This is a genomic window from Actinomycetota bacterium (assembly GCA_005888325.1).
Lineage (GTDB): Bacteria > Actinomycetota > Acidimicrobiia > Acidimicrobiales > AC-14 > AC-14.
On sequence record VAWU01000092.1, the window covers coordinates 1 to 2,853 of the forward strand.

General features: G+C 71.5%; 3 protein-coding genes. All 3 read left to right on the top strand.

What is annotated here, in order from left to right; genetic code table 11:
- Positions 1-309 (top strand): P-II family nitrogen regulator (locus E6G06_22290; protein ID TML85032.1); only part of this gene is annotated, 309 nt, incomplete at its 5' end.
- Between the two features lie 34 nt (positions 310-343).
- Entirely contained in the window at positions 344-2,584 is a 2,241-nt protein-coding gene (locus E6G06_22295; protein TML85034.1) for a [protein-PII] uridylyltransferase, read from the top strand.
- 10 nt (positions 2,585-2,594) lie between these two features.
- Positions 2,595-2,853 (top strand): hypothetical protein (locus E6G06_22300; GenBank protein ID TML85033.1); only part of this gene is annotated, 259 nt, incomplete at its 3' end.

The window sequence follows — 2,853 nt, forward strand, 5'->3', positions numbered from 1 at the left end:
TTCAAGCTCGACGACGTCAGCGAGACGCTCAAGACGCTCGGCGTCCCGGGCATCACGGTGACCGAGTCCCGCGGCTTCGGGCGCCAGCGCGGCCACACCGAGGTCTACCGTGGTGCCGAGTACACCGTGGAGTTCGTGCCCAAGGTCCGCATCGAGGTACTGGTCGAGGACGGCGACGCGGAGCGGGTCGCTGACGCAATCGTGGAAGCCGCGCGCACCGGCCAGATCGGTGACGGCAAGGTTTGGGTCTCCCCTGTCGAGGGAGTCATCCGTGTCCGCACCGGCGAGATGGGCGCAGACGCCCTTTAGCGAACGACGCCAAGAGCTGCTTTTCGACGAGAGCCTGCAGGGCAGGGCGTTCTGCCGGGCCCATGCAGGTCTCGTCGATCAGTGGCTCGAGGAGCTGTTCGCGGACGAACCCGAGACCGCGCTCGTCGCGGTCGGCGGCTACGGGCGAGGAGAGCTCGCCCCTCGCAGTGACCTGGACCTGGTGCTCGTTCACCGCGGCCGCTCGGACGTGAGCCGGGTGGCCCAGCGGCTCTGGTACCCGATCTGGGACGCCGGCCTCGCCCTCGACCACAGCGTCAAGACGGTCAAGGAGGCGCTTGCGATCGCCGCCCGCGACCTCAAGGCCGCCCTCGGCCTCTTGGACGCGCGCACCGTCGCGGGTGACGATGACCTCGGGGCCGAGCTCGCCGGCAAGGCAAGAGACAGCTGGCGGCGACACCGGGGTCGCTGGCTGCGGAACCTCGGGGACGCGGTCGCCGAGCGACACCGCCGGTTCGGCGACGTCGCGTTCCTGCTCGAGCCCGACCTGAAGGAGGGCAGGGGCGGCCTGCGTGACGTGCATGCCCTGATGGCGGCGGCCGTTGCGGTCGACGTGATCCCCGACATCGACGAGGTTCTGCCCGCGGCGGAGGAGGTCCTCCTCACGGCGCGGGTCGAGCTCCAACGCATCACCGGCAAGGCCCGCGACCGCCTCGTCCTGCAGGAGCAGGCCGCCGTTGCCCACCGTCTCGGCCTCCCCGACGCCGACGGTCTCATGCAACGTGTGTCGGCCGCGGCGCGGACCATCGCCTGGATGAGCGACGACGCCTGGCGGAGGATCGATTCCTTCCTGGAGGGTCCCCGCGGGAGGATCGTCGCCACCGACCGCCGAATGGGCGCCGGCGTGGTCCTTCGCGAGGGCGAGATCGCCGTCGAGGCAGGCGCCGACCTCGCCGACGAGTCACTCGCGCTCCGGGTCGCGGCCGCCGCAGCCACCACGGGAGCACCGATCGATCGTGCCGGCCTCGTGCGTCCCCGGTCGGGCGCCGCGGTGCCGGCAGCCCGGTGGTCGGACGCGAGCCGGCGCGCCCTCGTCGAGCTGCTGACCGCGGGTCCCGGGGCGGTCGCCGCGTGCGAGGCGCTCGACCAGCACGGCCTGCTCGTGCGGATCCTCCCCGAGTGGGAACCGGTGCGCAGCCGCCTCCAGCACAATCCCTACCACCGCTTCACCGTCGACCGGCACCTCATCGAGGCGGCGGTCCAAGCCGCCGCGCTCGTGCGCCGGGTGAGCCGGCCGGATCTGCTGGTCGTCGCAGCCTGGCTGCACGACATCGGCAAGGGCCACCCCGGCGATCACACCGCGACGGGCATCGAGCTGACCGAACGCATCGCCACACGTCTGGGCTTCTCCGCCACGGACGTCGACACCCTCGTCACGCTCGTTCGCCATCATCTCCTGCTGGCCGAGACCGCGATGCGGCGGGATCTGAGCGACCCGACGACCGTCATGCGCGTCGCGGCGGCGGTTGGCGATCGCTCCACGCTCGCACTGCTCGCCGCGCTCACCGAGGCGGATGCCAAGGCGACGGGCGAGGCGGCCTGGACGCCGTGGAAGGCGGGCCTGGTCGACGAGCTCGTCACGAAGGTGGCGAGCGTCCTCAGCGGTGACGCGCCCGCTCCGAAGCCCACCTCGCCGGCGGCGGACCTGGTCGCGCTGGTCGCACAGGCCGACGGCGGGCTGCTGACCCGGGCCGAGGGTTCGAGGCTCGTGGTCGCGGCGCCGGACCGCCCCGGCCTGTTCTGCCTCGTCGCCGGGGTGCTCGGTCTACACGGCCTCGACATCCTGGAAGCCGACGCCTGGTCGGCGGCAGGCGGGATGGCGGTCGACGTCTTCCATGTCGACGACGCCTTCGGTGGCGCGCCCGACTGGCCCGGCTTCCACGATGACCTCGTCCGTGCCGTCGACGGCCGCCTTCCGCTCGAGCGTCGACTGGTCGAACGAGCGCGCACCTACGCGGCGCATCGAGGGCCATCCGGTCAAGGGCCGGCGACCGTCACGGTGGAGAACACCGCCTCCGAGGACGCGTCGGTGGTCGAGGTGCGGGCCTCGGACGCGATCGGCGTGTTGTACCGGATTGCTCGTGCCTTCCTCGACCTGGAGCTCGACATCCGCCACGCCAAGGTCCAGACGCTCGGCCACGAGGTCGTCGACAGCTTCTACGTCGTGGATCGCCAGGGCTCGAAGCTGGACGACGAGGAACGGATCCGGCAGCTGGAGAAGGCCGTCCGCTTCCGACTGTCGCAGGTGGGGACGTGAGCGGGCACGGTTGATCGTCGGGCTCGCCGCTGCGCCGCTCGCAGTGCTGCTCTGGCTCGCACTGCGCCGCCGACCAACAGCCCCGGTCGGCAACGTGGGCGCTCTCGCGCCTGATCTCCGGCGCCGGCTCTTCGTTGATCCCGCCTGCCATCTCCAGGATCTGACGCTGACCGAGGTCATCGCGCTGGGCGACGATGTGCTGGTCGGTTACAAGGGCGGTCACGGCTCGTGGTTCACCGGAGATCCCGACGATCGCAGGAAGTCCCACG